This window comes from Mesorhizobium sp. M0894 (assembly GCF_040319725.1).
In the GTDB taxonomy this organism is placed as follows: Bacteria; Pseudomonadota; Alphaproteobacteria; order Rhizobiales; family Rhizobiaceae; genus Mesorhizobium.
Genome location: NZ_JAMYOG010000003.1, coordinates 493,200 through 519,122 on the forward strand (window position 1 = coordinate 493,200; position 25,923 = coordinate 519,122).

Sequence of the window (25,923 nt, forward strand, 5' to 3'; positions counted from 1 at the left end):
CGGCTATGCGCCCAGCGCAATGGTGCATTGCAACATCTTATTTTTGCAACGCACCATAACTATGTCATGCTTCGTATCGATCAAGGGAGGAACAACTGGCCGCGAAATGCGGCGCAAAAGGAAACTCGCTATGATCATCGACAGCCTCATGAGCCGCGCTCGCGCCAGCATCGCCAAGCGCCGGCATTACAACCGCCTCGTCGCCGAAATCGACAGCTTCAGCAGCCGCGACCTCGCCGACATGCGCGCCGACCGCTCAGAAATGCTCTATCAGGTCCACAAGCAGATCTACGGCTGAGTCTTCGGTCGACCTATCACGATCGGCGGGCATCAGCCCGGCACGGCCAGCGCCTTCTCGATCTCCGGCAGCAGCAGCGTCTGCGCCGAGTCCGGCGTCAGCGGCCCGACATGCTTGTAGGCGATCTTGCCATCCTTGCCGATGACGAAGGTCTCCGGCACGCCGTAGACACCCCAGTCGATCGCTGTGCGCCCGGCCTGGTCGACGCCGATCGCCTGGAACGGATTGCCGAGATCGCCAAGGAACCGACGGGCGTTTTCCGGCTGGTCCTTGTAGTTCAGCGCTGCCATGACGAAGCGTCTGTCCTGCGACAGCGCCAGCAGCACCGGATGCTCGTCGCGGCATGGCGCGCACCAGGACGCGAAGACGTTGACCAGCGTCACTTTGCCGGCGAACTGTTTTGAATCGAGGCCCGGCAAATTGGTGCCCTCGAGCGCCGGCAGGTTGGTCTGCGGCGCCGGCAAGCCGATCAGCGCCGACGGCACTTCCGACACGTCGCGCCCGGACAACAGCTGCGCCAGGAACAATCCCGCCAGCCCGAGAAAGACCAGCAGCGGCACCAGCACGATCAGGCGGCGACGCGCCGGTGTTTCCGTTTCCGTGCTCATGATTTTGCTGCCTTGTCGGAGCGCCGGCGCACGCCGGACGCCTCCAGCTCGGCGAGCTCTCGCTTGCGGCCGCGCTGGTCGAGCAGGATCCAGCCAACCAGCCCGGCCAGCACCACGGCCGTAATGGCATAGGCGGCGGTGACATAAAGGGCATGCATGCTCATTTTCCCGATCCAAGGCTTCTCACGGCGAAATTCATAGCCTCACCGGCTGTTTGTCGCAATGAACGGGTCTGCGGCAGATTTGCGGTTATCGCAAGCCGAAGGTCACTGCGAAAGCAAAACACCTGATATGTTTTTGATACGCATGTATTGGCACGTCAGGGACAGCCTGACAGCCCCTTCGCAGGTAAGCAGGATTCTACCGGCGTCATCCCACATCCTGATTGCACTGGAGCCATGGCTCTGGAACTTGCGAAGGCTAATGGATTCGACCGCGATGAACTCAAGCCCGAAAGACACGGCATTGAACGCCGCCCATTTGGCGGGGGGCCGGTAGGGAAGGACGGTCGAGATGAAGGAAAGGTGCATGCTAGGCCCGTTGCGGTCCATCTTGGCCCCGGTAACCTCGACGGAGGACAGACCGGGGTAGTTGCCGTAGATGGTCTGGAGAAAGATCGGGTTCTCTATGCGCAGCGGCCACATCAATCCGTTCCGTGCCGCAGCGCCAGCGCCGCTGCCACCGGCCCGAGCACGGCAAGAAACAGGGTCAGCGCGGTAAGAATGAGGAAGGGATGCAGGAAGGGATCGGGGTCCGCCACCGCGCCATAGCTTGCCGATACGCCGAAGATCAGTACGGGAATGGTCAGCGGCAGCACCAGCACCGAGATCAGCAGTCCGCCGCGCGGCAACGCTACCGCCACCGCGGCACCGGCAGCACCGATGAAGGTGATCGCCGGCGTGCCGACCAGAAGCGTCAGCGCCGTGGCGCCGATGCCGGCCGGCTCCATGTTCATGAACAGGCCGAGCAGGGGAGCCGCGACGACCAGCGGCAGCACGCTTCCCGCCCAATGCGCCAGGCATTTCGTCAGCACGGTCAGGGCCAGCATGTGCCGGTCGTTGCCAAGCACCAGAAGATCGAGCGAGCCGTCCTCGCGGTCAGCCTGGAACAGCCGGTCGAGGCCGAGCAGGCAGGCCAGCAAGGCGGCGATCCACAGGATCGCCGGGCCGATGCGGGCCAGCAGCTTCAGGTCGGGACCGACGCCGAAGGGGATGGTCGCGATAACGGCGAGAAAGAAAATCACGCCGGTAAGCGCCCCGCCGCCGGCGCGGATACTTAAGCGGATGTCGCGCAGGAAGAGGGCTAGCATGATGTGAGATGCTTTCGCCCAGGCACCCCCCTCTGTCCTGCCGGACATCTCCCCCGCAAGGGGGGAGATTGGATGTCGCCTCGGCTTTCGTCAGTCTTCAACGTGAAAGAGAGGGCGAGTCGTTGAAACCGCCCATCTCCCCCCTTGCGGGGGAGATGTCCGGCAGGACAGAGGGGGGTGCGACAGAGCGCCGGCATCACCCAACCATCCCCATCACAAGCTCCCTCGCCCCCTCCAGCCCCAGCGGCAAATGCGTGGCCGCAACCACGATCCCCCCACCATCGAGATGCTTCCGCATTAGCCCGCCGAATCTCTCCTCCGAAGCCTTGTCCAGTCCCGCCGTCGGCTCATCGAGCAGCCACAATGGCCGATGACTGACCAGCAGTTTTGCGATCGCGGCGCGGCGGCGCTGGCCGGTCGAGAGATAGCCGAACGGCAGATGGCCGATGCCGCCCAACCCGACGGTCTCCAGCGCCTCTTCAACACCCCTGGAACCCGCGCCCGAAAAATCGCGCCAGAAGCACAGATTCTCCTTAACGGTGAGTGCGCTCTTCATCGCGTCGAGGTGGCCGAGATAGTGACAGGCCGAGGCGGCCGACGGAAAGTCTTCGCCACCACCTTCGAACCGCACACGGCCTGCCGCCACCGGCAACAGTCCGGCGATGATCCTGAGCAGCGTCGATTTGCCGGCGCCGTTCGCGCCGGTGACGACCAACGCCTGGCCATCCCCCAGCGCGAATTCGATGCCGGAAAATACCGTCTCGCCGCCGCGTTCGCCGCCCAGATTTTCGGCGATCAGCCGCATCCGTTCCCCTTCGCCGAAAGTTCAAGCGCGGCTTCGGTGCGCCGCAGCAAAAATGGCAATTCCGTGTCTAGAACTATTCCAGAAAATTCTCTATATCCGCATCATCCGTGCCAGCGGTCGGCACGGGAACCGAATTTGCGCCGAACCAGCGCGCGTGCCGCCTTGAACGGCCCGGACGCTTGGGAACGGATAGCGGAATTGGCCGTACCCGCACCTTTGCGCGTGATTTGCATGCCCACTGGCGTCCGTTCCCTCCCCGGCAACCGACAGTTAGGGATCGCACGTGTCCAAATCACTCGACAGCTTCAATTGCCGCCGCACGCTGACCGCCGGCGGCGCCGAGTACATCTACTATGACCTTGTCGAGGCCGAAAAGAACGGCCTCACCGGCATCGCTCAATTGCCCTATTCGATGAAGGTGCTGCTGGAGAACCTGCTGCGCAACGAGGACGGCCGTTCCGTCACCAAGGAGAGCATCCAGGCGGTCGCCGGCTGGCTGACAGACCGGGGCACTGCCGGCGTCGAGATCGCCTATCGCCCGGCCCGCGTGCTGATGCAGGATTTCACCGGCGTTCCGGCTGTGGTCGACCTTGCCGCCATGCGCGACGCCATGGCCTCGCTCGGCGGCGACCCGCAAAAAATCAATCCGCTGGTGCCGGTCGATCTGGTCATCGACCATTCGGTCATCGTCGACGAATTCGGCACGCCGCTGGCTTTCGCCCGCAATGTCGAGCTTGAGTATGAGCGCAATGAGGAACGCTACAAATTCCTGAAATGGGGCCAGCAGGCGTTCCGCAATTTCCGCGTCGTGCCGCCCGGCACCGGCATCTGCCATCAGGTCAACCTTGAGTACCTCGGCCAGGTCGTGTGGACCAACAGCGAAGATGGCGAGACCACCGCCTATCCCGACACCTGCGTCGGCACCGATTCGCACACCACCATGATCAACGGCCTCGGCGTGCTCGGCTGGGGCGTCGGCGGCATCGAGGCCGAGGCCGCGATGCTCGGCCAGCCGGTTTCCATGCTGTTGCCCGAAGTGATCGGCTTTCGCCTCACCGGCAGGCTGAGGGAAGGCGTCACCGCCACCGACCTGGTGCTCACCGTCACGCAGATGCTGCGCAAGAAGGGCGTCGTCGGCAAGTTCGTCGAATTCTTCGGTCCGGGCCTGTCCAACATGACGCTGGCCGATCGTGCCACCATCGGCAACATGGCGCCGGAATATGGCGCCACCTGCGGCTTCTTCCCGGTCGACAGCGAAACCATCCGCTACCTCACTATGTCCGGCCGTGACGAAAGCCGCATCGCCCTGGTCGAGGCTTATTCGAAGGCGCAAGGCCTATGGCGCGACGTCGGCTCGGCCGATCCGGTCTTCACCGATCTGCTCGAGCTCGATCTCGGCAGTGTCGTCCCGTCGATGGCCGGCCCGAAGCGGCCGGAAGGCCGCGTGGCACTTGAAGACATTCCGGCCGGCTTCGACAAGGCCATGGAGACCGAGTACAAGAAGGCCGCCGAAATCGACAAGCGCTATGCCGTCGAGGGCACGGACTACGATCTTGGCCATGGCGATGTCGTCATCGCCGCCATTACCTCCTGCACCAACACCTCGAACCCGAGCGTGCTGATCGGCGCCGGGCTGTTGGCGCGCAACGCCAACCGGCTCGGCCTCAAGCAGAAGCCGTGGGTCAAGACCTCACTGGCGCCGGGCAGCCAGGTCGTCGCCGAATATCTGGAGAAATCCGGTCTGCAGAAGGAGCTCGACCAGATCGGCTTCAACCTGGTCGGCTTCGGCTGCACCACCTGTATCGGCAATTCCGGCCCGCTGCCGGCGCCGATCTCCAAGACCATCAACGATAAGGGCTTGATTGCTGCGGCAGTCTTGTCCGGCAACCGCAATTTCGAAGGCCGCGTCTCGCCCGACGTGCAGGCGAACTATCTCGCCTCGCCGCCGCTGGTCGTCGCCCACGCGCTGGCCGGGACCGTGACCAAGGATCTGACCACCGAGCCGCTCGGCGAGGATCGCAACGGCAATCCGGTCTATCTCAAGGACATCTGGCCGAGTTCAGTCGAGATCCAGGAATTCATCGAGAAGAATGTCACGCGCGAATTGTTCGCCCGCAAATATGCCGACGTCTTCAAGGGCGACGAGTACTGGCAGAACGTCAAGGCGCCGGAAGGCCAGACCTATGCCTGGGACGACAATTCGACCTATGTGCAGAACCCACCCTATTTCGCCGGCATGACATCAGGCTTCGGCAAGATCGGCGATATCAAGGGCGCGCGTGTGCTCGGTCTGTTCGGCGATAAGATCACCACCGACCACATTTCGCCGGCCGGTTCGATCAAGGCGGCCTCCCCGGCCGGCAAGTACCTCACCGACCACGGCGTCGGCGTCGCCGATTTCAACCAGTATGGCACGCGCCGCGGCAACCACGAGGTGATGATGCGCGGCACCTTCGCCAACATCCGCATCCGCAACCACATGCTGGGCGAGAACGGCCGCGAGGGCGGCTACACCATCCATTACCCGTCGAAGGAAGAGGAATCGATCTACGACGCCGCCATGCACTACAAGAAGGAGGGCGTGCCGCTGGTCATCTTCGCCGGCGTCGAATATGGCAACGGCTCGTCGCGCGACTGGGCGGCCAAGGGTACGAATCTGCTCGGTGTCCGCGCGGTCATCGCCCAGTCCTTCGAGCGCATCCACCGCTCCAACCTGGTCGGCATGGGCGTAATCCCCTTCGTCTTCGAGGAAGGCACCTCGTGGGCCTCGCTCAACCTCAAGGGCGACGAACTGGTCGAGATCGACGGACTGAGCAACATCAAGCCGCGGCAGAAGATGATCGCCAGGATCACCTATGGCGACGACAGCGTCAAAGAGGTTCCGATCATCTGCCGCATCGATACGCTGGACGAGCTCGACTACTTCAAGAATGGCGGCATCCTGCAATACGTGCTGCGCGACCTTGCGGCTTAAGGGAGTAGGGCAATAAGGGAGTAGGGCAGTAGGGGAAGCAAGGACAAGCACCTACTGCCCTACTGCCCTACTTTGGCTTTCCAAACCGCGCTGTCGCCGCCAGCAGCACGCCGAGCATCAGCCCGTTGAGGATGTGCCACAGGAAATGCGTGCCGAGCGGAAAGCCGCCGCAGACCAGCGGATCGATCATCCGGCAGACGACCGACACGACGAAGATCGCCGAACCCGCCAGATTGTACCAGCCGGCACGATTGCCGCTGGCCGCCACCCAGGCGCCGAAGAAGGCAAGCGCCAGGAAGGGCGGCAGGTAGCCGGTCGTGCCGTTCGACGCTTGGCGCAGCCAGTCCGGCACGGCAAAGGTCACCAGCCCGGCAACGGCGTAAAAGGCGACGAAGATGACGATCGCCTTGCCCCATTTCATGCCGAGAAAACGTCGCAGGTTGAACAGCGTGTAGGCCAGCGTGAACCCTGCAATCGGCAGCACGTCGGCCAGGATCATTCCCCTTGTGGCAAAGGTGTGGAACAGCGACGAGCCGACGCCGATCGCCACCACCCACCAGGCCAGCACTTCGGCGAAGGCGCCGGTGCCGCGCTTGCGCACCTGCCAGACACCCCATAGCCCGGCGGCAAAAAAAGCCAGATTGCTCAGCGCATTGAGCGGTTCAGCCCAGAATTCCGGCCCCGTCCGTTCGCAATAGAGGTCGACCGGCGCCAGGAGAGATTGCCACATGCTGATTGCCGCCCGAATCGCTTCCATCGTGAAGTGCGCGTCCACCTATTGCGCCCTTGCCAGCGGTTGCAACGGCAAAATTTCACCGCAACGTGACTTCCCGTTGACTGCCGCTTCTGCCACATATTTCGACAATCAGAACAAAGCCGGCATCACCGGCGGGATCGGAACGGCCATGTCATCTCGAAGACCATTGCGGCTTGCGGCCGTTGCGCTGGCTCTCTCGGCGTTTGCCGGAAGCGCCTTCGCCGAGCAGGCCGACAAGCCATTAGGCGTCGTCGAGCTCTTCACCAGCCAGGGATGTAATTCCTGTCCGCCGGCCGACGAATTCTTCGCCGAGCTCGCCGCCAAGGAGAACATCGTCGCGCTCGCCTATCATGTCGACTATTGGGATTACCTCGGCTGGCAGGATACGCTGAGCCGCAAGGAAAATACCGAGCGGCAATATGAGTATATGCGCGCCTTCGGCAGCCGTTCCGTCTACACCCCGCAAGCCGTCATCAACGGCCGCAGCCATGTCAATGGCGCCAGCCGCAAGGAAGTCGACGGCGCGCTGGCCCGCATGGAGAGGGTCGGCGAAGGCATGCGCGTCGGCATCAAGGTCAGCCGGACCAGCGATCGCGTCATGATCGATGCCGGCGACGCCGTGACCGGCCCCGCCGACGCGCATGTCGTCATCGTCTATTTCAACCCGCCGCAGACGATCAAGATCGGCAAGGGTGAAAACACCGGCCGCAGCATGACCTACTGGAACGCCGTCTCCAGCATCCAGACCGCCGGCATGTGGCACGGCAAGGCGCAGCGATACGAACTGCCGATGAGCGAGATCGCCAAGAAGGGCGGCTGCGCCGTGCTGCTGCAGTCGGTCGGCAAGGACGGCGTGCCCGGTCCGATCCTGGGTGCAGCCTTTATCCGCAAGCCTTAGATGGAGCGCTCTCCCTTCTCCCTTGTGGGAGAAGGTGTCGCCGAAGGCGACGGATGAGGGTGTTCCAGGGAACGCCAACGCCTCACTCCGTCCAACACCCCTCATCTGTCTCGGCGCTGCGCGCCGATCCACCTTCTTCCACAACAAGGGGAGAAGGGATAGCCGCGCTCAAGCCTCCGACGACAGCCTATCCGGATGGATCGCGCCGCCACGGCTCCAGCCAATAAAAAACCGGCGTCAGCTTGCTTCTGACGCCGGTCATTTAGGTTTTGGGATCGTCGCACCCGATCTTTCCAAGGAAAGACCGAGGTTGGTTCGATCCGACGCAGACCCGTGGGCGGGGGGCTTGGGGTTTACGAGCCGGTGCCGGACCGAACCGTCTCAGGCAACGCCGGTAAATTCGTCGGACATTGGGGCATGAGCACGGATAAAAAAAGGCAGGATTGTGGCGAAGCATCACCAATTCCAACAGGCGTTTCGCAAACGTGACTGGACGTTGGAGAAACCGCGCGGTGCTGCCGTTGCCCGGCCGGGCCTTGCAATTCGGCAACGAAAGCGCCAACTTTGGTCGGCGTACGATTCATTGCGAGGATCCAGGCATGACTGATCGCAGCAGCGGGACGGAGGATGGGGACGCATCCGCAATATTGATCCCGCTGCACGAGGCAAGACACGAACGCCTCGACCAGCCGGTGCGGTTCGACCGCCGCGAACTGGACCAGATCCTCAGGCTCTACGGCCGTATGGTCGCCGCCAATGAATGGCGCGACTATGCTATTGACCATCTCACCGACCGCGCCGTTTTTTCCGTCTTCCGTCGCACCAGCGAAGTGCCGCTTTTCCAGATCGTCAAGGATCCGAAGCTGGCGCGCCGGCAAGGCGCATTCGCCGTCATCGCCGCCGGCGGACGCATCCTCAAGCGTGGCCAGGAACTCGGCCGGGTGCTTGGCGTGTTCGACCGAACGCTGAAGCTGGTCGAGGCGTAACCCCTTATTTTTGTTTGCGGAACTTCCGCTCGGGCAGCGATTTCGGATCGGGCGGGACCGACGCTCCACCGTTGATCGGCAGTTGCATGAACACCGTGTCCAGCCAGCGTCCGTGCTTGTAGCCGGAGCCTTCCAGGCGGCCGGAATGGTGAAAGCCGAGCTTCTCGTGCAACCGCACCGAGGCGCTGTCGGGCCGGCCATCGCCAATCACCGCGATGATCTGGCGAAAGCCCGCCGCCTTGGCTGCCTCGATCAGCCTTTGCATCAGGAGCAGCCCGACGCCCTGCCCCTTGGCGTCGGGCGCGACATAGACGGAATCCTCAACCACGAAGCGGTATGCCGGGCGCGGCCGGAAAGCGCCGGCATAGGCATAGCCGAGCACAATGCCGCCTTTTTCCGCCACGAGATAGGGAAAGCCACCCGCTACCAAACTGTCGAAGCGCGCTCCCATCTCGATACGACTTGGCGGGTCGAGTTCATAGCTCGCCGTGCCGTTTGTCACCGCGTCGGCATAGATTTCCGTGATCCGGTCGAGATCGGCCGACGTCGCGGCCCGCAAGGTGATGCTGCTCATAATTTATGCACGTCGTTCATCTGCCCTATATCACAGCAAAAGCCGGCATAAAAGAAAAGGGCGGCCATTGGGCCGCCCTTTCCAAACTCGCTGGAGTCAGACCATGATCCCGAAAAGTGGAAACCGGTTTTCGGAACAGATCATGGTCAACAAAGAACGCCGTACTAGCGACGGTCGCCCATGAACTGCAGCAGGAACATGAACAGGTTGATGAAGTCGAGATAGAGCCTCAGCGCGCCCATGATCGCCTTGCGGCCGGCGACATCAGTCTCGTCACCCTCGAAATACATCTCCTTGATGTTCTGCGTGTCATAGGCGGTGAGGCCTGCGAAGATCAGCACGCCGATCGCCGAAACGGCGAAGGAAAGCGCCGACGACTGCAGGAAGATGTTGATCACCATCGCGATGATCAGGCCGACCAGGCCCATGACCAGGAACGAGCCGAACGCGGAAAGGTCGCGCTTGGTCGTGTAGCCGTAGAGCGACAGCCCGCCAAACGCGGCGGCGGTGGCGAAGAAGGTCTGCGAGATACTGGCGGTGGTGTAGACCAGGAAGATCGACGACAGCGACAGGCCGACAAGGCCGGCGTAAACCCAGAACGTCGTCTGCGCCGCCGAAACGCTCATCGATTGGACCCGGAACGACAGGAACATCACCGCTGCCAGCGGGGCAAAGATCACCAGCCATTTCAGCGGCGAGCCGAAGATCGCGTAGCCGAACGAGGTCAGCATCTCGCCGCTTGGCAACGTGGCAACCGCCGAGGCGGGATCGCTGGTGGTGGCCAGCATGATTGTGCCGACCGCGGCAAGGCCGGTGATGAGGAGGCCAAGCCCCATCAGGTTGTAGACTTTGATCATGTAGGCCCGCAGGCCCTGGTCGATGGCAGCATCGACGCCGGCGCCGGGCACGGCGCGCGTCTGATAATTGCGAACGGGATCAGCCATGGAAATCCTCATATTGCTTCTGCCCCGTCCGGTGTCAGGTCCTTTTGAACCCAGGCGCCGCTGGCGGGGCTCCAGCATGCCTGCGCCGAAATATGATGGTTCTTGGCGTAAAGGACAAGACCGTAACCGGACGTAATGCTCCGTGAAGTGCCGGAGATCCGGTTTTATTGGCCTTGCCGGTCGAAACATTAACGAGATTTAATCAAAACCGGCTCTGGCTCAAAGATTCCGCAGCACCGGCGCCGCCTTGTGGCCCAGCACCCGCCACGTGCCGGCCAGGCCGATACCCACCGTGACCACCAGTGAAAAGCCGATGGTCGCCACGGCTACCTCGGGCATGAAGTGCGATGGCAGCGTCATGATGCGCGCGACGACGTACCACGCCGCCACACCGCCCGCCGCCAGCGCGAAGATCGCGGTCGCAAGGCCGATCAGCATGTATTCCAGCGAAAAGGCCGCGATCAGCGTTTTCCTGGTCGCACCCAGGGTCTTCAGCACCACCGCGTCGTGGATGCGGGCCCGGTTGCCGGCGGCGAGCGCCCCGGCCAGCACCAGCACCGAGGCGATCAACGCCACGCCCGCCGCGGCCCTGATCGCGGTGCCGAGCTGCACCACCAGCCGGTTGACGATGTCGAGCGCGTCCTTGACCCTGACCGTCGTCACCGCGGGAAAAGCCCGGGTGACGGCATTGAGAAGATGCGCGTCGTCGGCCGCCGACGCATTCGTCTCGGTCAGCGTCGCCAACCAGCCATGCGGCGCCCCGGCGAATGTGTTGGGCGAGAACACCATGACGAAATTGATGCCCATGGTTTCCCATTCGACCTGGCGGAAATTGGCGATCTTGGCCGTGATATTGCGGCCGAGCACGTTGACGGTGATGGTGTCGCCGAGCTTCAGCCCGATCTCCTTGCCCTCCTCGGCGGAAAACGAGACCAGCGGTTCGCCGGAATAATTCCCCGGCCACCAGCTGCCCTCGGTCAGCGTTGCATTCTCCGGCAATTGTGCGTCATAGGTCAGCCCACGGTCGCCGCGCAGCACCCAGGCGCCTTCGGCCGGAACCTTGACCTTGTCGACATCGACGCCGTTGAGCGCCATCACCCGGCCGCGCAGCATCGGCACCTTGATCAGCGTGCCCTGCGGCGCCTCTTTGCCGACCAGCGCGGAGAAGGCATCGACGTCGCCGCTCTGGATATCGACGAAGAAGAAGTTCGGCGCCCGTTCCGGCAGGCTGCCGGAAATCTGCCGCCTGAGATTGCCATCGATCAGCGCCAGCGTCACCAGGAGCGTCAGCCCGAGACCCAGCGACAGCACCACGGACGGCGTCAAGGCGCCAGGCCGATGGATGTTGCCGATGGCGAGCCTGAGCGCCGTCGAGCGCACACGCGGACTTCTCTTCGCCGCCCACTGCACCAGCGTACCGACGACACGCAGCACCAGGAACGAAAAGACCGTGGCGCCGACGAAGATCGAGGCAATACGGCGGTCGCCGGAAAACAGGATCGCCAGCACCGCGAGCAGCAGCGCGATGGCCATTGCCGCGGCGACATAGAGCGGGCGGGGAAAACCGCGGCCCTCAAAACCCATTTCGCGAAACAGCGCCGTCGCTGGCACGTCGCGAGCACGGCCGAGCGGCAGCAGGGCGAAGGCCAGCGTCACCAGCAGCCCGAACAGCGCTGCCATGCCGAGGGCGCCGGGATAGAACCCACCTTCCGCCGGCACCGGAATAACCGACTGGAGTGCCGCGCTGGCCGCGAACGGCATCAGCGCGCCAAGCACAAGGCCCAGCGTGATACCGAGGGCGGCAATCATCAGGATCTGCACCAGGTAGACGGCAAAGACGAACCCGCCCGAAGCCCCCAGGCTCTTGAAGGTGGCGATGACGCCGCGCTTGCCGTCGAGATAGGCACGCACCGCATTGGCCACGCCGACGCCGCCGACCACCAGCGCCGTCAGCCCGACCAACGTCAGGAATTGCGAGAACCGCTCGATGTTCGAGGACAGCGCCGGCGCTGCGTTGCTGCGCGTGCGGATCGACCAGCCGGCCTGCGGGAACTCTTTCGCGGCCTGCTCCTGGATCGCCTTGATCTGTACTTCAGTGGTGCCGCCGGGCAGGCGGACCTTATAGGCGTTCTCGACCAGGCTGCCCGGCTGGATCAGGCCTGAAGCGGCAAGCCCGTCGGTCGACACCATCAGCCGCGGCGCAAAACCGAAGCCATCCGACACCGCATCTGGCTCGTTGACCAGCTTGGCGCGCAGCTCGAATGTCGCGCTGCCGAGCTTCAACCGGTCACCGATGCCAAGGTTCAGCCGCTCGAACAGAAGGTCCGGGGCGGCGGCGCCGAAGACACCGGATTTTTCGCCGAACAAATCCTCTCGCGACAGCACCGGCTGGGTCTCCAGCGCGCCATAGAGCGGATAGGCGCCGTCGACCGCCTTGGCCTCGACCAGCGCCTGGTCGGAGCCGTCCTCGAGCCTCGCCATCGAGCGCATGTTGGCGCTGTGCGAAACCGTGCCAAGCCGGCCGAGGAAGCTGCGTTCGGCTCTGGTCGGATCGCGCTGGTTGATCTGGAAGCGGAGATCGCCGCCGAGCAGCGTCTGACCCTGGTGGGCAACACCGGCGGAAATCGCCTGCGCCACCGAATTGACGCCGCCGATTGCCGCGACGCCGAGCGCAATGCAGGCAAGGAAGATCAGGAAACCGGACAGCCCGCCGCGCATTTCGCGCAGCGAGAACTTGAAGGCCAGCCTCAGCGTTTGCGACAGCGGCATCAGGCGGTCACCTTGCCGGCCCTGGAGGCCGGCTTGGATGCGTCCTCGATCAGCCCCGACCGCATCGACATCTGGCGCGAGCAGCGCGCCGCGAGCACCGGGTCATGCGTGACCAGCACCAGCGTCATGCCGCGTTCGGCCGCCTTGGCGAACAGCAGGTCGGCGACGTGCCGTCCCGTCGCCTGGTCGAGATTGCCGGTCGGCTCGTCGGCGATCAGGATGCGTGGCGACGGCGCCAGCGCCCGGGCGATCGCCACGCGCTGCTGCTCGCCGCCAGACAATTCGCCGGGATAATGGGTGATGCGATCGCTAAGGCCGACCGCCGCCAGTTCTCGCGCCGCCACGCCGAACGGATCGGCATGGCCGGCAAGCTCAAGCGGGACGGCGACGTTTTCCAGCGCCGTCATATTGGGGATGAGGTGGAACGACTGGAACACGATGCCGATGTTTCGCCCTCGAAACGATGCGATCTGGTCTTCGCTTTTGCCGTTGAGCAGCTCGCCGGCAATTCGTACCGCACCCGAATCGACCCTTTCAAGCCCGGCCAAAACCATCAGCAACGTCGACTTTCCCGAACCCGAAGGTCCAACGATGCCTGTCGCTTCGCCGCTCGCCACATCAAGGCTGACGCCCTTCAGCACATGCACCGAGGATGCGCCTTCGCCGAGCGTCAGCGATACGTCTTTCAGCGAAATGACGGCTTCTTCCAAAATCAAATCGTCCTATATGGGGGAAAGAGGGCTAGAGCATCCGATGCTCGACAAAGACGAAAACCTGCCTTCGCCAACAGATGTTCCTGGTCATATGGGGCCTGCCGCATGGCTTTCAAACACACTTTTGCCGCAGCCTTCGCCCTTTTCCTCGCGATCTGCAGCGCCATTTCGTCGGCGCGCGCCGAGCCCTTCACCATCGTTGGCTTCGGCGACAGCTTGATGGCGGGTTATGGCCTTGGGCCGGGTCAGGGGTTCACCGAAAAGCTGCAGGCCGCGCTTCGCGCCAAGGGCTACGATGTCACGGTCGCCAATGCCGGCGTTTCCGGCGATACGACGAGCGGCGGCCTGTCGCGGCTCGACTGGTCGGTGCCGGACGGCACGCAGCTGGTCATCCTGGAGCTCGGCGCCAACGACATGCTGCGCGGCGTTTCGCCCGCCATAGCGGAAAAGAACCTGGACGCCATGCTGGCAAAGCTGAAGCAGCGCAAGATCGCCGTGTTGCTGGCCGGGATGCGCGCGGCGCCGAATCTCGGCGCCGATTACCAGAACGCCTTCGACGCGACCTTTCCGAGACTGGCTGAAAAATACGGCGTGCCGCTCTATCCTTTCTTTCTCGAGGGCATCGCCGGTCAATCCGTCCTGCAACTCGAGGACGGCCTTCATCCGAACGCCCGAGGCGTCGACCGTATCGTCGAGGGTATCCTGCCCAGCGTGGAGAAGACCATTGAAGCGATCCGGGGCAATTCCTGAAGGCGAGGGTTCGCCGCCGCAACACCTTCCGCAGGGGAAGCTTTTAGGCAGGCCTGCGACCAACAAACCCCTTGCCCCGTTTGAATATCGATGATTCGCTAGGAGCAAGAGTTCGATTCGAGGACAGGAGGCTTGCCATGCCGCGTCTTTTTACCGCCCTCGAAATACCGCGTGATGCCGCTCTTTCGCTGTCCCTGCTCAGGGGCGGCCTGCCCGGAGCCCGCTGGATCGACGTCGAAAACTATCATCTGACGCTGCGCTTCATTGGCGATGTCGAGGGCCATGTCGCCGACGAAATCGCCAACGCGCTCGACCGCGTTCACCGCCCGTCCTTCCCGCTGACGCTGTCCGGCGTCGGCGCCTTCGGCCAGAAGAAGCCGCATGCGGTGTGGGCCGGGGTCGCCGCTTCGCCCGATCTTTCCGCTCTGCAAAGCGAAATCGAGCGCATCTGCCAGCGGCTCGGCATCCCGGCCGACCCGCGCAAGTTCATGCCGCATGTGACGCTGGCCCGCCTGCGCAATGCGAGCCCGCTCGACGTCGCCCAGTATCTGTCGGCGCGCGGCAATTTTTCGACTCTGCCGTTCCGGGTCGGCCGCTTCGTGCTGATGTCGTCGCGCGACTCGGTCGGCGGCGGGCCTTACGTCGTCGAGGAGGCTTGGCCGCTTTCGGGTGCCGACAACCGCGTCGCCAGCCGTTTGGCCGGCGCCGCCGACGCTTCGCGGATCATGCGGTAGACGGACATGGCCAGGGAGAAACTAGCAAAAGAGGCGATCAGCGCCGAACTTGCCGGCCTCGACGGCTGGTCGCTGGCCAAGGATGGTGGTTCGATCAGCCGCAGCTTCACTTTCAAGAATTTCTCGGAAGCCTTTGCCTTCATGACCCGCGTGGCGTTGGCGGCGGAGAAGATGGACCACCACCCCGACTGGTCGAACGTCTACAAGACGGTAAACGTGACCCTCAACACACACGACGTCGGCGGCCTGACCGCGCTGGATTTCGATCTGGCCAGGAAGATGAACCGCTATTTCGGCGCCTGAGCTTATCTGCACCTTGCAGCGAGGTTCGGCTTTCACCACATTTTGCCTTGCGGTCACGCGTGAAGTCACGCGACGGCGGCAAGGAGAGGTTGATGGCGCAAAAATCCGGTTTTGATTTCTTCGGCCTCGGCAGCAAGCCGGGCAATGAGAGCGAAGTGCGCGAAAAGTTCTGGCGTACAGCGAAGAAGGCTGCCCGGCAGATCCCGTTCATGGAGGAGGTGGTCGCCGCCTATTACTGCGCCATGGACAAGAAGACGCCGCTGCGCGCCAAGGGCACATTGCTGGCTGCGCTCGGCTATTTCGTGCTGCCGACGGACGTCATCCCCGATTTCATCTTTGGGCTTGGCTTCACCGACGACATCGCTGTGCTAACCGCCGCGATCACAACCGTCAGCGCCCACATCACGCCGGCGCACCGGCTCGCCGCCAGGCAGGCCATCGCCGACAAGAGCTGAGCCGGTGCGGCGCAAAAAATCGCGCGAGAACCGACTTTCCGGCCGTCAAAGCCACCGCCGCACCCGCGTCTTGTAGGCGCGATAGGCGTCTCCGAACTTACGCTCGAGATAACGCTCTTCCGGCGCGATGACGCCCGTATTGATCACCCACAGCAAGGGAATGACGAGCGCGATACCCCAAAGACTTCCGGCCGCGACACCGAGGCCCAGATAGATAAGGGTCGCTCCCAGATAGAACGGATTTCTGGTCCACCGATAGATACCGTCGACGACCAGCGCCGTCGTTGGCAAGGTCGGTGGTATGCTGGTTCCAGCGGCCTGAAAGCGGCCCGCCGCCATAAAGATGAGCACGAAGCCGCACACCGCGAGCACGGCGCCGGCCAGATAGCGGGCGAGGGCCTGCCCGGCCATGACCGGGAGCGGCGCGAGCACCTCGAGCACGGTTGCCGCCGCCAGGAAGCCGAGGAAGATCAAAGGCGGCAGCGCAATGACCCCCGCCACGTCGGGCGCGCCCGGTCCGCCCGCCACCTCTCCGCCATCCGACCGGGGCACCGCGCCGCTGGCCACCGCGCGGACGGCGACACGAATGCCGAACACGATCGCCAGGACGACTGTGCCGCCCGCCAGGATCAGAACTGTCTCGGAAATGGCCATGGCCAAATCTCCCGTAAGCCGCCAAGGAGGGCACCCTGGCCGAGTGCCGTGGAGCCGAACGCAGACATATACCGCCTGGCGGGAAATTCGTCACGTAGCTCTCAGAAAAGCGAGAATCGCTGCAAGACCTAGCTGCTTGAAAAGTCAAACTCTTGCCGTTTTCGTGGCCTCCAAGTCGCGGCAGGGACATTGCGCCAGCCGCTTTTTCAAGCGGCAGCGCGAAGACGGCGGCGGTTTCCTGGCGTGAACATCCTTTTCTCAGGGGAAATTCACCGTTTGGTAACCCAGATTAAATCAAAATGAAGCGACGGGCAGGACGCCGAGCCGGCCTGCCGCCGCACCAGTGGAATACGGGAAAAGCGATGCGCGGATTGATTGCTATATTTTCCAGCCTGGCCCTGGTGGCCTTGACGGCGCCCGCGCTGGCGCAGTCGGCAACCAAGATCGGCCAGCACAATGCCTGGGGCACCTACAGCTACCAGGCGTCGGGCGGCGGCAAGGTCTGCTATGTCCTGACCGTGCCAACCGACAAGCAGCCGCCGACGCTCGATCATGGCGACATGTTCTTCTTCGTCAGCCAGCGGCCGGGGCAGCAAGTGTCCTACGAGCCGCAATTCATCGCCGGCTATACCTTCCAGGAAGGTTCCAAGGCCACCGTCACCATCGACAAGAAGTCTTTTTCGATGTTCACGCGCGGCAAGTCGGCCTGGGTCGAGAACGCCGCCGAGGAGCCGGTGCTGATCGCCGCGATGAAGACCGGCACCGACATGAAGGTGTCAGCCAAGTCCGGCCGCGGCAATACCACCACCTACGTCTTCTCGCTGAAGGGCATCTCGGCGGCGCTGGCCTCGATCGCCAAGTGCAAGTAAAGTCCTCGTCCGGGACGTTCACGACCTAACACAGCGACGTAAAGAACCAGTGTTCGTGCGGTCTTGCCTTCTCTCCTTGTGGGAGAAGGTGGATTGGCGCGCAGCGCCAAGACGGTTGGGGGGTGCTGGACGGAGTGCAGGGGATGCCAAGCTGGAACACCCCTCATCCGACCGAGCTTCGCTCGGCCACCTTCTCCCACAAGGGGAGAAGGAAGAACCCCCTGCATGACTCCGCCATCAACCTGTGCTATGCGCCGCGCTTCATTTCGGGCACGATGCTGTAATCGGCCGCAAATCGCTTATATTGGCGCAACAATGACCCTTTCATTCGATCTTACCGCCGAAGGCGCGCGTGACGCGTTGCGCACCCGCACGACGCCTGAAAAGCCGTCGCTGATCGGCTTGACGCGCGCCGAACTCGGGGCCGCCCTCGTCGCCGCCGGCATCGTGCCGGAGCGCCAGGCGAAGATGCGCGCCCAGCAGCTCTGGCACTGGATCTATGTGCGCGGCGTTTCCGATTTTGCCGGCATGTTCAACATCTCCAAGGATTTGCGCGCCGCACTGGACAGGCATTTCACCGTTGCCAGGCCCGAGATCGTCGAGGAGCAGATTTCCTCCGACGGCACCCGCAAATGGCTGTTCCGCTTTCCGCCGCGCGGCGCCGGCCGGCCGGTCGAGATCGAGACCGTCTACATTCCCGAAGAAGGCCGCGGCACGCTCTGCATCTCCTCGCAGGTCGGCTGCACCCTGACCTGCTCCTTCTGCCACACCGGCACGCAAAAGCTGGTGCGCAACCTGACGGCGGAAGAAATCCTCGCCCAGCTTTTGACAGCTCGCGACCGGCTCGGCGATTTCCCCGACCGCGACACGCCCGACGGCGCCATCGTGCCGGCCGAGGGCCGGAAAGTGTCCAACGTCGTCATGATGGGCATGGGTGAGCCGCTCTACAATTTCGAGGCGGTGAAGAAGGCGCTGCTGATTGCATCCGACGGCGACGGGCTTTCCCTGTCGAAGAGGCGCATCACGCTGTCGACCTCGGGCGTCGTGCCCGAAATCTTCCGCACCGGCGAAGAGATCGGCGTCATGCTGGCAATCTCGCTGCACGCTACCAATGACGATCTGCGTGACCTTTTGGTGCCGATCAACAAGAAGTATCCGCTCAACGAGCTGATCGCTGCCTGCCGTGCCTATCCCGGCCTGTCCAACGCCAAGCGCATCACCTTCGAATATGTGATGCTGAAGGACGTCAATGATTCCATCGAGGACGCCAAGGCGCTGATCAAGCTGCTCAAGGGCATCCCGGCCAAGATCAATCTGATCCCGTTCAATCCGTGGCCGGGCACCAACTACCAGTGCTCGGACTGGGAGACGATCGAGAAATTCGCCGACTACATCAACAATGCCGGCTATGCCTCGCCGATCCGCACGCCGCGCGGCCGCGACATCCTCGCCGCCTGCGGCCAGCTCAAATCGGACTCCGAGCGCATGCGCAAAGTCGACCGGCTGGCGCTGGAAGCGATGATGATCGCAGGGCACGGCGAGGCGTGAATCGCGTCGTCGCCTATCTGATCCGCTTCGCCGTCATCCTGATCGGTTATGGCGTCGCCTCGCTGGCGGCCAGCGCATTTCTCAATATCATGTTTCTGGCGTCCCTGGGCTACACGCCGGAGCAGGCACCGCCGGCGGCGACGGCTTCCCTCTATTTTTCCGTCCCCTTCGTCGCGCTGTTCGTCGCCTATTTCGCTTTCATGCCGGCGGCGATCGCCATCCTGGTTTCCGAAATCCTCGGCCGGCGCGACTGGCTGTTCTATGCACTGGCGGGCGCGGCGGTGGCGGCGGTCTTCCTCGGCTTCGTCCACCAGACGAACGACGCCAATTTCGAGGTTACCAACACGAGCGTCATGCTGGCGGTGATCGGCTGCGGCATGGTCGGCGGTATTTTCTACTGGCTGAGCGCCGGCCGCTCGGCTGGGAGCTGGCGTCAAATCGGACGCCCTATTTCGCCTGGGCCGTCAGGATCTTGAGCGCGAAGGCCGAAAAAACTCCGGCAAACAGATAGTCGACGACGCGCGTCACGCGCGGGCTGGCTTTCATCGCCGCCGAGAATTTTTCCGCCGCCAGCACCATCGGCGCTGTCACCGGGACCGACAGCACGACGAACATCGCGCCGAGGAAGAACAGCTTTCCCGGCGCATTGGGATCATGCGCGGAGACGAATTGCGGCAGGAAGGTCATGAAGAACAGGATGATCTTCGGATTGAGCAGATTGACGCCGAGCCCCGCCGCCCAGCTGCGAACCAGCGATATCTGCGGCCCGCTCTTCTTCTCCGGTGAAAACGCCGACCCTTTTGTGATCGCCTGCCAGGCCAGGAAGACCAGATAGCCGGCGCCGAAAATCTTCAGCACGAAGAACGCCATCGGCGAGGCGACGATCAGCGCCGAGACGCCGACCACCACCAACGTGGTGTGGATCAGCGTGCCGCACAGCGCGCCGGCCATCGAGGCGAAGCCGGTGGCGCGGCCCTGGCTCAGCGTGCGCGACACGAACAGCGTCATGTCCGGCCCAGGCGTAATCGCCAGGATCACCGTCGCGATGGCGAATTGGATAAGCGTAGCGTTGTCGGGAATGAAGGACATTGGCGGCCTCGGACAAGAAGGCGCAGCCTATAGCGCAGGCGCCTCGCCGACGCCAGCATCTCGCCGCCACGGCGTCTGGTCCAGCGCTTGCGGCTCCCAAGCGCCTGTTCCTCCCTTGCGCAGCCCCGAAACGCCGTGATACCTCGCCCGCAAGAATCCTGTCGCGGAACCGCCCACCATGTCGAAAGCAAAAGCCGTCAAGAAAGTCGTGCTCGCCTATTCTGGCGGCCTTGACACCTCGATCATCCTGAAATGGCTGCAGACCGAGCTCGGCGCCGAGGTCGTGACCTTCACCGCCGATCTAGGCCAGGGTGGCGAACTGGAGCCGGCTAGGCGCAAGGCCGAGATGATGGGCATCAAGGATATTCGCATCGTCGATGTCCGCGAGGAGTTCGTATCCGATTTCGTCTTTCCGATGTTCCGCGCCAACGCTGTCTATGAAGGCACCTATCTGCTCGGCACCTCGATCGCCCGGCCACTGATCTCGAAACATCTTGTCGAGATCGCCAGGGAGACCGGCGCCGATGCGATCGCCCATGGCGCCACCGGCAAGGGCAACGATCAGGTGCGTTTCGAACTCTCGGCCTATGCGCTCAACCCCGACATCAAGGTCATCGCGCCCTGGCGCGACTGGTCGTTCAAGTCGCGCACCGATCTGATCAATTTCGCCGAGCAGCACCAGATTCCGGTGCCGAAGGACAAGAAGGGCGATGCGCCGTTCTCGGTCGACGCCAACCTGCTGCATTCCTCCTCCGAGGGCAAGGTGCTGGAAGACCCGTGGAGCGAGCCGCCGGAATTCGTCCACCAGCGCACCATCTCGCCGATGGATGCGCCGGATGAGGTCACAGAGATCGAAATCGAATTCCTCAAGGGCGATCCCGTCGCGCTCAACGGCAAGAAACTGTCGCCGGCAACGATGCTGGCGGCGCTGAACGATCTCGGCCGCGACAATGGCATCGGCCGGCTCGATCTGGTCGAGAACCGTTTCGTCGGCATGAAATCGCGCGGCGTCTACGAGACCCCCGGCGGCACCATCCTGATATCGGCCCACCGGGCGATCGAATCGATCACGCTGGACCGCGGAGCCGCCCATCTCAAGGACGAGTTCATGCCGCGTTATGCCGAGCTCATCTACAACGGCTTCTGGTTCGCGCCCGAGCGGTTGATGCTGCAGGCGATGATCGACAAAAGCCAGGAAGACGTCGAAGGCACCGTGCGGCTAAAACTCTACAAGGGCAACGTCATGGTCACCGGCCGCAAGTCGAGGAAGACGCTCTATTCCGATGCGCTGGTCACCTTCGAGGACGACCGCGGCGCTTACGACCAGAAAGATGCCGAAGGTTTCATCCGCCTCAATGCGCTGAGGCTGCGCACGCTGGCGGCGCGTGGTCGTAAAGGCTAAGTATATATTCATGAAAATCCTGCTTAGCCTAGATCCATACTCTTAGTGAGCTAATGTAGTTATTTCTAATGACAGCTGCAGAGCTTTTCTTGCTTGACCTCATGGCCGGATTGTCCAATTGTTTTTTTGGGCAATGGGGCTGTAATAATGCGACTTGGTCTTTTGATTTTGACGGCGATGTTTGGCATTCTGGCGGGCTGCCAGACCGGACAGGACACCACGAAGAAGGATCCCCAGGCGGGATGCATCGCCGCTGTCGCTACATGGACCATTACGTTCAAACATGAGATCGCAGCCTTCATGGGCGTTTCTCAGGAACGCATGCCGAGCCTCTTCTGCCGGCGCTTGGGCGATGCGGTGCGCAGCGGCCGAATTGGCTTCTCCGACATAAACAGCCTTCAGCTCGACCAATCCACCGACATCTGGAAGGTCATCAAAGGCAAGTGACAGGTCGGCGATGGTTAGTTTGCGACGCGCCACGCGACTTCCGCTGATGTTGCTGGCGGGCCTGGCAGCAGCCGGAGCGGAGGAATTCGATCCCACCTCGCTCGACCTCGCCGCGCTGATTGAATGCAGGGCCGACGTGCCGGCCTATAACGGATTCGCCTTGTGGCTGAGCGGTGAGCCCGGCGCGGCGGAAAAACTTGGCTGGAAGGAAGTCACCGCCGGCAATCCTTTCCTCAGGCAATACGAGCTGCCGGCCACGGTCGGCGTCTTCGGGCGCGAAACGGCGGCCGTCGTCCTTACCGCGACCGGGCCGATGGCGGTGTTTGACGATGTTTCCGCGCCCGATCTCGCTCGAGCGCTCGGCGTCACAGCGCAAATCTCGACACCGGACAAATTCCTTGGCGAGAAGGTGCTCGTCGAAAGCAGCGAGGAAGCCGACGGCATGACATTTTCCACGCACATTGCGCTCAATGTCTCAACCGTTAATTCACATCCCGGCAAGGTTCTCGCCGGCTGCTCCTACGCGCTCGACGTGAAATAGAAAGCCCGGCGCATGGCCGGGCTTTCTGTCGAATCATTCTATCGAATAGAGATTTCTGTCAGTCGGCATCGATGGCTGTGGCCATGCGGGCGATGGCCTGTTGATAGACGCTAGCGGAATTCCAGCCAGCGATTGCGCCCATATTCGCCTGCGCGCTCGCTCCGGCCCGCCAACCATGGCCCTTGAGGAAGTTGGCCGTGGAAGCCAACGCAGTGCTCTTGTCGCGCAGATTTTTGTTGCCGACGCCATACGTCAAAACATTTCCGGGCAGGAACTGCGTGTGGCCGATCTCGCCATGTGCGGCACCGACCGACGAGGCGCTCAACGCTCCGCGATCGACCAGCTTCAGGGCTGCAATCGCATGGGGATAGAAGAACTCCGGACGGCGGCAATCATAAGCGAGCGTTAAAATGGCAGAGACCGTATTCTGGTTGCCCATGGCGGAACCGAAGCCCGTCTCCATACCCCAGATGGCGATCAACACACCCGGCGACACGCCGTAATTCCGTTCGATCTTGTCGAACAGCGCCGCATTGGCCTTCTTCAGCGCACGGCCCCTGGCAATGATCGCGGACGCGCCACGGCGCTTCATGAAAGCTTCGACCGAGCCGCTGAAAGCCTTATGGATGGCGCGGTCGACGGAGATCGTCTTTGTCGCGTAGGTTGCGCGAGCCAGAGCGGCCAGACCCTTCGAGCCGACACCGTCGGCCTTGGCCTCCGCGGCAAACTCCGGTTTCCACGCCTCGAAGCCGGCGCCGTTTTTGCCACAACTGGCCGCCGCCTGCGCGCCCGTCGCCAGCGCAAGCACCGCCACCACCGTGGCCACTACAAACATCTTCCCCTTGGCAAGAAATGCCATGCTGCTCTCCTGGTTGCCTGAATCACGTTCCCAATTGCGAATTTGCCAGCGAAACACCTGCTTGTCACTGTCCCGGCGCTGCGCCGATGCACTCAATACAGCAGGAACTTCAAATCCACCACACTGGCGGATGCCCGGGAATTTGCCTACGATCAAGTAATTATTGTGGCGGGGACAGAATAAGCATGAAAGACGTTGATGTCGTGATCGTCGGCGCCGGTTCGGCCGGACTTTCGGCTGCCAAGACCCTGCGCGCCGCCGGTTTTTCCTTCAAATTGTTAGAAGCGATGAACCGCGTCGGCGGCCGCGCCTGGACCAGCGACCAGCATTTCGGCGTGCCGTTCGACATCGGCTGCGCCTGGCTGCATGCGGCAGACCGCAATCCCTACTTTCCCGAGGCGAAAGCCGCCGCCTGGACGCTTCATCACCACGACATGAATGTCGATCATCTCTACTACCGCGAGCGAAAGGCAAGCGAAGCCGAAGAGGCCGCGATGAAGGTGGCCGACGCAAGACTGCTCGAACTGGTGGCGGCACATCAGGTGAGGGAAGGCGACGATGACCGCCTTTCGGCATTGCTCGCCAAAGGCCACGCGCCGCGCGCCGCCGCAACCTTCGCGGGGCCGATGGATTTCGGCGCCGACGAGGACGAGATATCGATCCGCGACTTTCAGGCCGCCGCCGATCTCGATCCGAACTATTTCACCAGGGAAGGCTTCGGCACGCTGGTTGCGCGCTTCGGCGCCGACGTGCCGGTGGAGCTGTCGACGCCGGTGCGCAAGATCCTCTGGGATGGGCCGGGCGTAGCCTGCGTCACCGATCGCGGTACCATCCGCGCCAAGGCTGTCATCGTCACCGCCTCGCCGGCAGTGCTCGCCTTCGAGGAGATTGCGTTCTCGCCTGCACTCCCCGATGGGCATTTCGCTGCCTTCTTCGATCTGCCGATGGGCATGCTGACCAAGCTGCCGGTCGAAATATCCGGCACGAGGCTTGGCTTGGAGCCGTTCGACGATTTGCTGATCGAGCGGCTGGCCCGGCACGACATCTACTTCCTCTGCTTTCCCTTCGACTTCGATTTGATGGTCGGTTTCGTCGGCGGCGATTTCGCTTGGGAGATGTCGGCGGCGGGCGAGGCGGCCGGCATCGACTTCGTCGTCGACCGGCTCTGCGGCATCTTTGGCGGCGACGTACGAAAGCATGTCGGACGCGCAATGATGACCAATTGGGGCGCTGAGCGGTTTGTGCGCGGCGCCTATGCGGCGGCGCGGCCCGGCCGCTCGCAAGCGCGCGCCACGCTGATGCAGCCGGTGGCGGAAAAGATCTTCTTCGCCGGCGAGCATTTGGCCGGTCCGCTGATGCAGACCTGCGGCGGCGCCAGATTGTCGGGCGAGGCAGTGGCTAGGGAGGTCGTGGCCCAGCTTGCGGCAAAATAGCATCGGCCGGCAGGAACGTGGGCCGGTGACAGGCGTTTGGCCTTGTCCTGTTCGCCTCGTCCTCCGCATTTCGAATGATTTGAGACGCCAATGAAGCTTTTCGACTGCCCGCATTGCGGCCACCGTCTCTATTTCGAGAACGCGCAATGCCTGAACTGCGCCAGCCTCGTGCTCTATGATCCCGAGCATGCGCGTTTTGTGCTGTCCGGCATCGACGACATCTTCCAATGCACCAACGCCGACGAATGCGCCTGCAACTGGATGGCGGAGCTTGGCCACGCCTTCTGCCGCGCCTGCACGCTGAACCAGCTGATCCCGGATCTGTCGGTCGACGGCAATCGCCGCCGCTGGATCCGTGTCGAGGCGGCAAAGAAGCGTGCCGTCTATTCGCTGCTCGCCTTCGGCCTGCCGGTCGCACCCAAGCAGAATCCCGGCGACGAGATCGGCCTCGCTTTCGATTTTCTTGCCGATCCTATCGGTGGCGGTCCCGGTGGCGAGCGTATCCTGACCGGCCATGACAACGGCCTGATCACGCTCAACGTCGCCGAGGCGGACTCGGCTGAGCGCGAGCGGCGGCGCGTCGAGATGGGCGAGAACTACCGCACGCTGCTCGGCCATTTCCGCCATGAGCTCGGCCATTACTATTGGGACCGCCTGATCCGTGACGATCCGCAAAAGCTTGCCGGTTTTCGCGCTTTGTTCGGCGACGAACGCGCCGGCTACGAACAAGCGCTGAAGACCTATTACGCCGATGGCGCGCCGCCCGACTGGCAGCAGCGCCATATCTCGGCCTATGCGACGTCGCACCCGTGGGAGGACTGGGCCGAGACATGGGCGCATCACATGCATATCACCGACACGCTGGAGATGGTGCATGCGCTGAATTTCCCGCTCGGCCGGCTGGAGACCGTCGAAGCCAACGAGCTGCCGCGCGCCGATACCGGCGGCGAGCTGCAGCCGGCACCATCGGAACCCGCCACCAGGCCGGAGCCTTTCGAAAAGATCCTCGACCGCTGGCTGGTGCTGTCGGAAGCTTCCAACTCGATCAACCGCTGCATGGGCCTGCCCGATCTGTATCCCTTCGTAATCTCCGACGTGGCGGCGCAAAAGCTTGCTTTTGTTCACGAGCTTTTGACTGACCTGCCGAAAACTATTGGAACAAATCGTGAGCCGGCGGAGGCTTTTTAGCCGGAACGCATGCCGC

At 62.9% G+C, this 25,923-nt stretch carries 29 protein-coding genes; 15 read left to right on the plus strand and 14 right to left on the minus strand.

The window, feature by feature from the left end; translation table 11 throughout:
* Positions 1-130 precede the first annotated feature (130 nt).
* Positions 131-298, plus strand: a complete 168-nt coding sequence (locus NKH91_RS08740) for a hypothetical protein (RefSeq protein WP_023721879.1) — start codon at positions 131-133, stop codon at positions 296-298.
* A 32-nt stretch (positions 299-330) separates the two neighbouring features.
* On the opposite strand, the gene NKH91_RS08745 is transcribed toward NKH91_RS08740, so the two are convergent.
* The 5 genes from NKH91_RS08745 to ccmA all read right to left on the minus strand — a co-directional run bounded on the left by NKH91_RS08745 (position 331) and on the right by ccmA (position 3,020).
* The gene (locus tag NKH91_RS08745; protein WP_352790086.1) at positions 331-906 is read right to left on the minus strand and encodes a DsbE family thiol:disulfide interchange protein; all 576 of its coding nucleotides are present in this window, start codon (positions 904-906) and stop codon (positions 331-333) included.
* Positions 903-1,070 (minus strand): heme exporter protein CcmD, encoded by a 168-nt coding sequence (gene ccmD / locus NKH91_RS08750; protein WP_023721882.1) that lies wholly within the window; start codon positions 1,068-1,070, stop codon positions 903-905. The genes NKH91_RS08745 and ccmD overlap by 4 nt, the downstream gene beginning before the upstream one ends.
* Before the next feature lie 102 nt (positions 1,071-1,172).
* Positions 1,173-1,550 (minus strand): Imm50 family immunity protein, encoded by a 378-nt coding sequence (locus NKH91_RS08755; RefSeq protein ID WP_352790084.1) that lies wholly within the window; start codon positions 1,548-1,550, stop codon positions 1,173-1,175.
* On the minus strand, positions 1,550-2,215 hold the full coding sequence (gene ccmB, locus NKH91_RS08760) for a heme exporter protein CcmB (RefSeq protein ID WP_023721884.1): 666 nt from the start codon (positions 2,213-2,215) through the stop codon (positions 1,550-1,552). The genes NKH91_RS08755 and ccmB overlap by 1 nt, the downstream gene beginning before the upstream one ends.
* A gap of 196 nt (positions 2,216-2,411) precedes the next feature.
* Entirely contained in the window at positions 2,412-3,020 is a 609-nt protein-coding gene (ccmA, locus tag NKH91_RS08765) for a heme ABC exporter ATP-binding protein CcmA (RefSeq protein ID WP_023721885.1), read from the minus strand.
* Positions 3,021-3,303: 283 nt separating this feature from the next.
* Between ccmA and acnA the strand changes: the two genes are divergently transcribed.
* The gene (acnA, locus tag NKH91_RS08770; RefSeq protein WP_352481066.1) at positions 3,304-5,994 is read left to right on the plus strand and encodes an aconitate hydratase AcnA; all 2,691 of its coding nucleotides are present in this window, start codon (positions 3,304-3,306) and stop codon (positions 5,992-5,994) included.
* 67 nt (positions 5,995-6,061) lie between these two features.
* Here the strand turns inward: acnA and NKH91_RS08775 are convergent, their stop codons facing one another.
* Positions 6,062-6,724 carry a ceramidase domain-containing protein gene (locus tag NKH91_RS08775; protein WP_023721887.1) on the minus strand — a complete coding sequence of 221 codons (663 nt, stop codon included), beginning with the start codon at positions 6,722-6,724 and terminating at the stop codon, positions 6,062-6,064.
* Positions 6,725-6,899: 175 nt separating this feature from the next.
* On the opposite strand from NKH91_RS08775, the gene NKH91_RS08780 reads away from it, so the two are divergent.
* The gene (locus tag NKH91_RS08780) at positions 6,900-7,649 is read left to right on the plus strand and encodes a DUF1223 domain-containing protein (RefSeq protein WP_023721888.1); all 750 of its coding nucleotides are present in this window, start codon (positions 6,900-6,902) and stop codon (positions 7,647-7,649) included.
* A gap of 599 nt (positions 7,650-8,248) precedes the next feature.
* Positions 8,249-8,635: a DUF2794 domain-containing protein gene (locus NKH91_RS08785; protein WP_023721889.1), complete on the plus strand. Its 387-nt coding sequence runs from the start codon at positions 8,249-8,251 to the stop codon at positions 8,633-8,635.
* Positions 8,636-8,639: 4 nt separating this feature from the next.
* Here NKH91_RS08785 and NKH91_RS08790 read toward each other — a convergent pair whose 3' ends face one another.
* The 4 genes from NKH91_RS08790 to NKH91_RS08805 form a co-directional block, all read right to left on the minus strand.
* The gene (locus NKH91_RS08790; RefSeq protein ID WP_352481068.1) at positions 8,640-9,209 is read right to left on the minus strand and encodes a GNAT family N-acetyltransferase; all 570 of its coding nucleotides are present in this window, start codon (positions 9,207-9,209) and stop codon (positions 8,640-8,642) included.
* Positions 9,210-9,373: 164 nt separating this feature from the next.
* The gene (locus NKH91_RS08795) at positions 9,374-10,153 is read right to left on the minus strand and encodes a Bax inhibitor-1/YccA family protein (RefSeq protein ID WP_254817871.1); all 780 of its coding nucleotides are present in this window, start codon (positions 10,151-10,153) and stop codon (positions 9,374-9,376) included.
* A 219-nt stretch (positions 10,154-10,372) separates the two neighbouring features.
* On the minus strand, positions 10,373-12,922 hold the full coding sequence (locus tag NKH91_RS08800; RefSeq protein ID WP_352883904.1) for an ABC transporter permease: 2,550 nt from the start codon (positions 12,920-12,922) through the stop codon (positions 10,373-10,375).
* On the minus strand, positions 12,922-13,632 hold the full coding sequence (locus tag NKH91_RS08805; protein ID WP_352845377.1) for an ABC transporter ATP-binding protein: 711 nt from the start codon (positions 13,630-13,632) through the stop codon (positions 12,922-12,924). Before NKH91_RS08805 ends, NKH91_RS08800 begins: the two co-directional genes overlap by 1 nt.
* A gap of 108 nt (positions 13,633-13,740) precedes the next feature.
* On the opposite strand from NKH91_RS08805, the gene NKH91_RS08810 reads away from it, so the two are divergent.
* From NKH91_RS08810 to NKH91_RS08825, 4 genes are all read left to right on the plus strand, one after another.
* Complete coding sequence (locus NKH91_RS08810; RefSeq protein ID WP_352845379.1) at positions 13,741-14,385, plus strand: arylesterase; 645 nt, start codon at positions 13,741-13,743, stop codon at positions 14,383-14,385.
* A gap of 137 nt (positions 14,386-14,522) precedes the next feature.
* Positions 14,523-15,119 (plus strand): RNA 2',3'-cyclic phosphodiesterase, encoded by a 597-nt coding sequence (thpR, locus tag NKH91_RS08815; RefSeq protein ID WP_352481070.1) that lies wholly within the window; start codon positions 14,523-14,525, stop codon positions 15,117-15,119.
* A 6-nt stretch (positions 15,120-15,125) separates the two neighbouring features.
* Positions 15,126-15,422: a 4a-hydroxytetrahydrobiopterin dehydratase gene (locus tag NKH91_RS08820; protein ID WP_352845381.1), complete on the plus strand. Its 297-nt coding sequence runs from the start codon at positions 15,126-15,128 to the stop codon at positions 15,420-15,422.
* Between the two features lie 92 nt (positions 15,423-15,514).
* Positions 15,515-15,877: a YkvA family protein gene (locus NKH91_RS08825; RefSeq protein ID WP_352845383.1), complete on the plus strand. Its 363-nt coding sequence runs from the start codon at positions 15,515-15,517 to the stop codon at positions 15,875-15,877.
* Between the two features lie 45 nt (positions 15,878-15,922).
* On the opposite strand, the gene NKH91_RS08830 is transcribed toward NKH91_RS08825, so the two are convergent.
* Positions 15,923-16,531 (minus strand): methyltransferase family protein, encoded by a 609-nt coding sequence (locus NKH91_RS08830; RefSeq protein ID WP_352845385.1) that lies wholly within the window; start codon positions 16,529-16,531, stop codon positions 15,923-15,925.
* 362 nt (positions 16,532-16,893) lie between these two features.
* Between NKH91_RS08830 and NKH91_RS08835 the strand changes: the two genes are divergently transcribed.
* The 3 genes from NKH91_RS08835 (at position 16,894) to NKH91_RS08845 (ending at position 19,424) form a co-directional block, all read left to right on the plus strand.
* Complete coding sequence (locus NKH91_RS08835; RefSeq protein WP_352845387.1) at positions 16,894-17,400, plus strand: invasion associated locus B family protein; 507 nt, start codon at positions 16,894-16,896, stop codon at positions 17,398-17,400.
* A 315-nt stretch (positions 17,401-17,715) separates the two neighbouring features.
* Positions 17,716-18,948: a dual-specificity RNA methyltransferase RlmN gene (gene rlmN, locus NKH91_RS08840; RefSeq protein WP_352481073.1), complete on the plus strand. Its 1,233-nt coding sequence runs from the start codon at positions 17,716-17,718 to the stop codon at positions 18,946-18,948.
* The gene (locus tag NKH91_RS08845) at positions 18,945-19,424 is read left to right on the plus strand and encodes a hypothetical protein (RefSeq protein WP_023721901.1); all 480 of its coding nucleotides are present in this window, start codon (positions 18,945-18,947) and stop codon (positions 19,422-19,424) included. Before rlmN ends, NKH91_RS08845 begins: the two co-directional genes overlap by 4 nt.
* On the opposite strand, the gene NKH91_RS08850 is transcribed toward NKH91_RS08845, so the two are convergent.
* Positions 19,396-20,037, minus strand: a complete 642-nt coding sequence (locus tag NKH91_RS08850; protein ID WP_023721902.1) for a LysE family translocator — start codon at positions 20,035-20,037, stop codon at positions 19,396-19,398. The genes NKH91_RS08845 and NKH91_RS08850 overlap by 29 nt on opposite strands.
* Positions 20,038-20,215: 178 nt before the next feature.
* Here NKH91_RS08850 and NKH91_RS08855 point away from each other — a divergent pair, with 178 nt between their 5' ends.
* Entirely contained in the window at positions 20,216-21,439 is a 1,224-nt protein-coding gene (locus tag NKH91_RS08855) for an argininosuccinate synthase (protein WP_352845389.1), read from the plus strand.
* Between the two features lie 99 nt (positions 21,440-21,538).
* Here the strand turns inward: NKH91_RS08855 and NKH91_RS08860 are convergent, their stop codons facing one another.
* A complete protein-coding gene (locus NKH91_RS08860) occupies positions 21,539-21,919 on the minus strand; it encodes a hypothetical protein (protein ID WP_352845391.1) in 381 nt (126 codons plus the stop codon).
* 13 nt (positions 21,920-21,932) lie between these two features.
* Here NKH91_RS08860 and NKH91_RS08865 point away from each other — a divergent pair, with 13 nt between their 5' ends.
* On the plus strand, positions 21,933-22,427 hold the full coding sequence (locus NKH91_RS08865) for a hypothetical protein (RefSeq protein WP_352495991.1): 495 nt from the start codon (positions 21,933-21,935) through the stop codon (positions 22,425-22,427).
* A 58-nt stretch (positions 22,428-22,485) separates the two neighbouring features.
* Here NKH91_RS08865 and NKH91_RS08870 read toward each other — a convergent pair whose 3' ends face one another.
* Complete coding sequence (locus NKH91_RS08870; RefSeq protein WP_023721906.1) at positions 22,486-23,286, minus strand: lytic murein transglycosylase; 801 nt, start codon at positions 23,284-23,286, stop codon at positions 22,486-22,488.
* Between the two features lie 185 nt (positions 23,287-23,471).
* Here NKH91_RS08870 and NKH91_RS08875 point away from each other — a divergent pair, with 185 nt between their 5' ends.
* Both NKH91_RS08875 and NKH91_RS08880 read left to right on the plus strand, forming a co-directional pair.
* The gene (locus tag NKH91_RS08875) at positions 23,472-24,719 is read left to right on the plus strand and encodes a flavin monoamine oxidase family protein (RefSeq protein WP_352845393.1); all 1,248 of its coding nucleotides are present in this window, start codon (positions 23,472-23,474) and stop codon (positions 24,717-24,719) included.
* A gap of 90 nt (positions 24,720-24,809) precedes the next feature.
* The gene (locus NKH91_RS08880; RefSeq protein WP_352883899.1) at positions 24,810-25,907 is read left to right on the plus strand and encodes a zinc-binding metallopeptidase family protein; all 1,098 of its coding nucleotides are present in this window, start codon (positions 24,810-24,812) and stop codon (positions 25,905-25,907) included.
* The last annotated feature ends 16 nt before the right edge of the window (positions 25,908-25,923 follow it).